We start from the raw sequence: 6,929 nt of genomic DNA on the forward strand, positions 1-6,929 counted from the left end.
GTGCTGGTCAGGCCTTCTTCAGTGGCCGAACCCAGCAGGCCGCCGGCGACGGCGCCAATCACTGCGGTAACAATGCTACCACGACCGCCGCCGATGGCGCTGCCGCCAACGCCGCCGATGACTGCGCCAGCAGCGCCGCCGATTGGGGTCTTGGTGCCTTCGATTTTTACCGGACGCAGGGATTCGATGGTGCCCATGCGGACGGTCTGTACACGACGCGCCTCGTCACGAGAGTACGAGTCGCCGGTCAGACTCGAGGCGCAGCCACCCAACAGCAACGACAGGGTGGTAAAGCAGGCAACTAGTAAAACGGACTTACGCATAGCATCAACTCCAAAGGACAGGTATTCATTAAACGCTGCAGCGTGGCGCCTGTCACGGCAAGCCAGGCAGAAAATTGCTTTCATTCAGCCCTAGTACAGACTGCCAGCACCACAAAAATCGACGAACGGTAGACCCTCCTTGTACCAAGAAGTGTCTTGAGTGCCTTGGTAATTGTAGCTGCGCAGCAGCGCACACCAAAGCCTCTGAAGTAGAGACGTCGGTGTGGCAGGCAACATTCAGGTGAAGTGACGAAAGGCGACGCTCAGGGCGCGAGGCGCTCGCGCGTCCATTCGCCCGCTTGCAGGCGATAGTTGAGACGGTCATGCAGGCGGCTGGCGCGACCTTGCCAGAACTCGATGCGCTCAGGCAGCAGGCGGTACCCACCCCAATGCTCGGGGCAATCGGGTTGAGTATCACTGAAGCGTTGCTCGGTCGCCTTAAGCAAGTCGTGCAGTTCTTCGCGGTCACGGATGACTTTGCTCTGCGGCGACGCCCAGGCGCCAAGGCGGCTACCCAGAGGCCGGACCTGGTAATAGGCATCCGACTCTTCAGGCGTGACCTTGACCACCCGCCCTTCGATGCGCACCTGGCGCTCCAGGGTCGGCCAGAAGAAGGTCATTGCCGCGAAAGGCCGCGCCGCAAGCTGTTCGCCTTTGGCACTCTGATAGTTGGTGAAGAAGGTAAAGCCCTGCGCGTCCAGGCCCTTGAGCAACAACACGCGACAGTGCGGACGACCGTCCTGGTCGACCGTGGCCAGGGTCATGGCATTGGCCTCCACCGGAGGCTGCTCGGTTTTCACCGCGTCGCCAAACCACTGGTGGAACAACGCAAACGGCTCGCCCGGGGCCTGGGCCTCGCTCAAACCGTCCCGTGTGTAGTCACGGCGCATATCGGCCAGTGCCTGGGTCATGCGGCTTTATCCTTCTGGTTCAACAGATCAGTTTTTCGCCTGGTCGTTTGTGGCGGGCGCGTCAGCCTTTGGCGCAGGTTTCTTGGCGGCAGGCTTGGCAGCGGCTTTCTTGGCAACGGGCTTGGCGGCAGCTTTCTTGGCCGGGGCCTTTTTAGCTGGCGCGGCTGCCTTCGCCGCTGGAGCCGGTACCGGCGCTGGCGCAGTTTGCACGGCGACCATTTCAGCAACCGGTGGTTTGCCCGAGTTGTACTTGCTCAGCAACGCCAACATCGTTGTACGCTGAGTGAACATGATTTCCATGCGACGGTTCAGCGCACGCCCCTGATTGCTGTCGTTGGCGGCACGCGGCATAAGGTCACCCATGCCACGCATCATCAGGCGATCCTGCTTCAAGCCGCTGAGGCTGAAAATCGACGCGATGGACTGTGCGCGCTCTCGGGTCAGGGCCTGGCTCACAGGCTCGGCACCATTGGTGTCGACGTGACCGAGGACCAGCACGGCCGTTTTCGGGTCGCCTTCAACAGCCTTGGCCACGCGAGTGAACGGGCCCAGGGTCACCGGCAGCAGCATCGCCGGGCGCTTCGGGTTGTAGGAGCCGTCTACCGGAGCGATGACGACGAGAACGTTCTCGCGACGCTCCAGTTGCAGGTTGCTGTCCTTGATGGCAGCGCGCAGGCGCGGCTCATAGTCGTCCAGCCAGGCTTGGGTAATTTTCGGGTCAGGCATCGGCACGTTGGTCACGTCGACCTTGGCCAATGGCTTTGGCTTGCTTTCAAACGGCCACCACCATTTGGTCTCGGTGTCGGTCTTGGCGACGGCAGGCGCGGCGCCCGGAGTCGGTGCAGGGGTCGCGGCCTTGAGGTCGGCTTTCAGGTCAGCCTTGGCATCAGCGGCCTTTTCGTCGGCGCTCTTGGAAGAGAACGGCCACCAGCTGGAGCCTGTTTCAGCCTTGGCTACCGGGGCAGGCGCGGCAGCGGGGGCAGCAGCAGGCGCTGGAGCGGCGGCGGCAGCAACCGGCGCGGCAGGCTTGGCGCCCGCAGCTGGCTTGGCATCCGGCTTGGCGTCGGTTTGGGTCACTGCGTCCTTGGTAGCAGCCTTGTCAGATCCAAATGCCCACCAATGCCCGCCTTCGGCATCATTTTGTGGAGTTTGTGCGCAACCAGTAATAGTGAGGCACAGCGCCAGTGCCAAGGACTTGTTCGATAACATGAGATATCCACAAAATGAGAAAAAACCAGGGGGTCTGTTGACCCGTTAAACAGACGCTTACAGAACATTAAAGTTACAAAATTTCGTTCAGCGCCTTCTTATAGTTGCCTTTGTAACAAAAAAACGTGAAACAGCAAGCTCTTTACAGACAACCGGCCAATATTCCGACCAACTTCTGTGCACGCGGGTCCATAAGTACATAAGGCCCCAGTGTATTAGTCACGAAACCAAATGCTACATCATGTTCCGGGTCGGCAAAGCCTACCGAACCGCCGGCGCCAGGGTGCCCAAACGCACGTGGGCCAAGGCCGAACGTGGCATTGGGCAGTTGCGGTTGATCCAACATGCAGCCCAGGCCAAAGCGGGTTTGGGTCAATAAAGTTTTATCCGGCCCGATACTGTGTTCGCGCGTCAATTGTTCGAGCATGTCGCTTTCCAGCAAACTACCGTCCAACAATCCACTATAAAAGCCCGCCAGGCTGCGCGCATTACCGTGACCGTTTGCCGCTGGCTGCTGCATACGCCGCCATTCAGGCTTATTAGTGCTGGTCAGAATAGACGGTGGGTTGGCAAATGCACGGGTAGTCATCGCCGCCGGTTCGCGCATCATTACTTGCAGTAAACGTTGCGCCGCCTCATCGCCCATATTGCCTTTGCTGCGGGCTATATGGGCAACACGATAAAACTCTTCGTCGGCAAGGCCTACATGGAAGTCCAGGCCCAATGGCCGTGCAACCCGCGCCACAATGGATTCCCCCGGCCCGCGCCCATCGGCACGGCGCAGCAATTCACCGACCAGCCAGCCGTAGGTGATGGCTTCGTAGCCGTGACCTTCGCCCGGCGTCCACCACGGGGCCTCGGCCGCCAGGGTGTCGACCATCAATTGCCAGTCGTACAGGGCTTCGGTGGGCAGCATTTCGCGGATCGCCGGCAACCCGGCCTGGTGGCAGAGCAATTGGCGCAGGGTGATAGCCTCTTTGCCCGCCGCCGCAAACTCAGGCCAGTAGTCCGCCACGGGCGCGTCCAGTTTCAACTTGCCTTCGGCCACCAATTGCAGGGCCGTGACGGCGGTAAAGGTCTTGGTGCAGGAGAACAGGTTGACGATCGTGTCGCTGTGCCAGGCCTCAGCCCCGTCCTTGTCGGCGGTGCCGGCCCACAGGTCGACCACGGTTTCACCGCCGATCTGGACGCACAGCCCTGCACCACGCTCCTGCGGGTCATCGAACAACGCGGCGAACGCTTCACGTACCGCTTCGAACTGGAGCTCGTAATGACCCTGAATCTGCACCTAAGCCCCCTCGGAAAACACTGTAAAAAGTGGCCGCCATTGTTCCAGCCATTGTGGGTTTTGTGAACCCGTCAAACATGAATCAATGGCCATTTCCAGAGTGCCCACCGGCATGCCCGGCGCCCTGCCCCGCGCCTTTGCCATCGTGCCCGGCCTTGCCGCTGTCACTCTCGCGCAGCGCGCCGGCAGCCTTGGCCTTTTGCGCCTCTTTGCCCAATTGGTCGACCGCCGCCAGGTTGCTCTTGCGCACACTGTCTACGAAGCCCTGAAACGGCACATCGGTGACGCCGACAAGTCCGAAGTGGCCGTTTTCACCATCCAGCAGTCGGCCCGTCACCGGCTGGTCCAGGTACTGGAACCAATGCACGCCAACAATCGACGGCTCGGCCATGGCCTGCTTGAGGAAGGTGCTGTACGCCGAACCACGGTCTTCTTCCCTGGCCAACTGCGTCACGCCGCCCCAGAACGGGCCGCGGTCCGCCGAGCCGAAATTGAACTCGGTGATCAGCACCGGCTTGTCCAGCGCGTGCAGGGCGGCGAAGTCATAACCGTCCTGCGGTTTGAGGGTGTACATGTTGAAACTCAGCACATCGCAATACTGGGCGCAGGAGGCTACGGCTTCCGGCGTACTCACGGCATATCGACCGCCCAGCAGCAATTGGTTGGGCGCGTGCCACTTGAGCGAATCGGCGATGGTCTTGAAGTAGGCGTCGGCAAAGGTCTTCTGGAAATACTTGAAGTCCGCTTCGATTTCCGGGTGCTCGGGGCTTGGCATTGGCGGCTCGAACCCTGGGTCTTCCATCAACTCCCAGCCGGCCAAATGAATGCCCCAGGCTTTCGACAGGCCCTCTTCGTTGCGGTACTTGTCACGCAGCTGTTTGAGGAACGCGCGCTTGGCCGGCACGTCGGTGGTCATGCGCAAGGTGCCGTAGGCCAACGCGTAACGCGATTTTGCATCGTCACCCGGGCCTGCCCACGCCAGCTCGTTGTCGGCAAAGTAGCCGATCAGCCACGGGTCATCCCGGTGATCGCGAGCTGCAATGGCCACGGCACGTTCGGTGGCCATGGCAAAGCGCGGGTCGAACGGGTCGGGCATGCCGCCCCACCAGTCAGTGCCGGTGCTGATGCTGGCGTAATCGCCGACGATCGACAGCGGCAAGGTGTAGGGCACGCGGTCGGCGGTGGCCAACGCCTCGTCGCTCCAGTTGCCCACGGTATTGAAGCCCCAGGCTTGCAGGCGGTCGAGGGTGTGGGTTACCCAGCGTTTCTGGTCGAACCCTTCGCCGCCGTAGGTGCGCTGCAAGTTGGCGCCATAGAAGTCGTACCAACGGCCGACATTGAAGCCCCGGCCCTGATCGGCGCCGTTGCCGCCACGGTTGTCACTGCTGCCGTAGTACTTGTCGAACGGCTCGCCGGCCTTGGGCAACGCGGTGAACATCCATTCGCGGCCGGCCACGTAGGTCTGGTTATCGTCCGGGGCCACGGTGTTCACGCCCAGGGAATAGAACGGATGGCCCTCGGGCGTCACCAGGTACCACCGACCGTCACGTTTCTCGGTGCGGAAAAAACCCGTGGCGTCGAACGCCGGGCCTTTGTTCCAGCCGCCGTATTGGTCGAGCGCAGACTTGTCACGCTCAGCCAGCCAGCCCTTGAGTTGTTGTTGCTCTTTCGCGGCGCCCGCTTTGAGCTGCTCGTCGCTGCTGACCTTTTCCGGCCAGCGCGCGCGGGTGGACTGGCCATAGGCATCCACCAGTTCGCTGTAGGCCGCCTTCAATACCGGCTCGCTGTCCTGCACGCCGAAGCGTTCCAGAAGGATGCTCTGGGCGGCGTTGGGCTTGATCATCGACAGGGTCACCGACGCCACCTGGCTGCGGTCGATTTCCCCGGCGCTGGCGGCCAGCAACACACGCTGGCCGTCCACCGTGATCGGCATCGGCGGGCCGGCTTTCATGCCTTGGCTCAACGGGGAGTTAGCTTGCAGCGGGATCAGCAGGGTCTGGGCCGGGCCGGCCGGCAAGTCGATGCGGCTGACCAGTGTTTTGCCGTCCGTGCTTTGCACCTTGACGTACAGGGTCAGTGCCCAGTCCATGGCGCTCTGGATCCGCAGGCTCATGGCGCCGGATTGCGACCAGTCCCAAGTACCGGTTTGCGGGCTGAGCACCAGGCTCGGCTCGGCGGCCGGGTTGAAGGTGATGCGGCGCAGCACTTCGCCTTCGGCGGTTTGTTCGGCGTTGTATTGCGGCAGGCTGGCGTCCTGGGTCGCCACCTTGACCACATCGGCAGGCCGGACGAAGTTGAACAGCGTTTGTTGCCCGGTTGGCGCGGCCATCAAGGGCGCGGCGAACAACAGGGCAAAAAGGGCGGGCAGCGTGCGAATCATACGAGCAAGGTTCTCCCAAACGGCCGATGAATGGCCTGATGACATAAAGCGTTGGCAGTGAGATAGACCACGAAGTGGGCGAATTCGCCCACGGTGGCTTAAGAAATTTCGCGCCGGAAAGGCGGCAAGGCATTGAGGATAGCTTTGCCATAGCGCTGGGTGACCAAACGGCGGTCAAGCAAGGTGATGGTGCCGCGGTCTTCTTCGGTGCGCAGCAGGCGCCCGCAGGCCTGAACCAGCTTCAACGAGGCGTCCGGCACGGAGATTTCCATGAACGGGTTGCCGCCGCGCGCTTCGATCCATTCGGCCAGGGCCGCCTCGACCGGATCATCCGGCACCGAGAACGGGATCTTGGCGATCACCACGTGCTCGCAGTAAGCGCCGGGCAAGTCCACGCCTTCGGCGAAACTGGCCAGGCCGAACAGCACGCTGGAATCGCCGCCATCGACGCGCGCCTTGTGCTTGTTCAGGGTTTTCTGTTTGGACAGGTTGCCCTGGATGAACACCTGCTTGCGCCAGTCACGGTCGAGGCCGTCGAACACGTCCTGCATCTGTTTACGTGACGAGAACAGCACCAGGGTGCCGCGCGAACCTTCGACCAGGCCCGGCAGGTCACGGATGATTGCCGCCGTGTGCGCCGGCGCGTCCCGCGGGTCGGCCTTGAGGTCCGGCACGCGCAACACGCCAGCGTCAGCGTGGTGAAACGGGCTCGGCACCACCGCCGTGACGGCTTTTTTCGGCAGGCCCGCGCGCATGCGGAACCGGTCGAAAGTGCCCAGGGCGGTCAGCGTGGCCGAGGTCACCAGGCAGCCGTAGGC

Annotated in this window: 6 protein-coding genes; all 6 read right to left on the reverse strand. The window is 62.1% G+C overall.

Going from position 1 to position 6,929, the window contains the following annotated elements; all coding sequences use genetic code 11:
- A partial coding sequence (locus WBB95_RS12480) for a glycine zipper 2TM domain-containing protein (protein ID WP_424487880.1) occupies positions 1-323 on the reverse strand: 323 nt, incomplete at its 3' end.
- A 263-nt stretch (positions 324-586) separates the two neighbouring features.
- The gene (gene pdxH, locus WBB95_RS12485; RefSeq protein ID WP_424487881.1) at positions 587-1,234 is read right to left on the reverse strand and encodes a pyridoxamine 5'-phosphate oxidase; all 648 of its coding nucleotides are present in this window, start codon (positions 1,232-1,234) and stop codon (positions 587-589) included.
- 27 nt (positions 1,235-1,261) lie between these two features.
- Positions 1,262-2,443 carry an OmpA family protein gene (locus tag WBB95_RS12490; protein ID WP_424487882.1) on the reverse strand — a complete coding sequence of 394 codons (1,182 nt, stop codon included), beginning with the start codon at positions 2,441-2,443 and terminating at the stop codon, positions 1,262-1,264.
- Positions 2,444-2,585: 142 nt separating this feature from the next.
- Positions 2,586-3,731 carry a serine hydrolase domain-containing protein gene (locus tag WBB95_RS12495; RefSeq protein ID WP_424487883.1) on the reverse strand — a complete coding sequence of 382 codons (1,146 nt, stop codon included), beginning with the start codon at positions 3,729-3,731 and terminating at the stop codon, positions 2,586-2,588.
- Between the two features lie 82 nt (positions 3,732-3,813).
- Entirely contained in the window at positions 3,814-6,111 is a 2,298-nt protein-coding gene (locus tag WBB95_RS12500) for a beta-galactosidase (RefSeq protein ID WP_424487884.1), read from the reverse strand.
- A gap of 98 nt (positions 6,112-6,209) precedes the next feature.
- Positions 6,210-6,929 (reverse strand): helicase C-terminal domain-containing protein (locus tag WBB95_RS12505; protein ID WP_424487885.1); only part of this gene is annotated, 720 nt, incomplete at its 5' end.

The organism is Pseudomonas sp. (genome assembly GCF_049645325.1).
Classification (GTDB): domain Bacteria; phylum Pseudomonadota; class Gammaproteobacteria; order Pseudomonadales; family Pseudomonadaceae; genus Aquipseudomonas.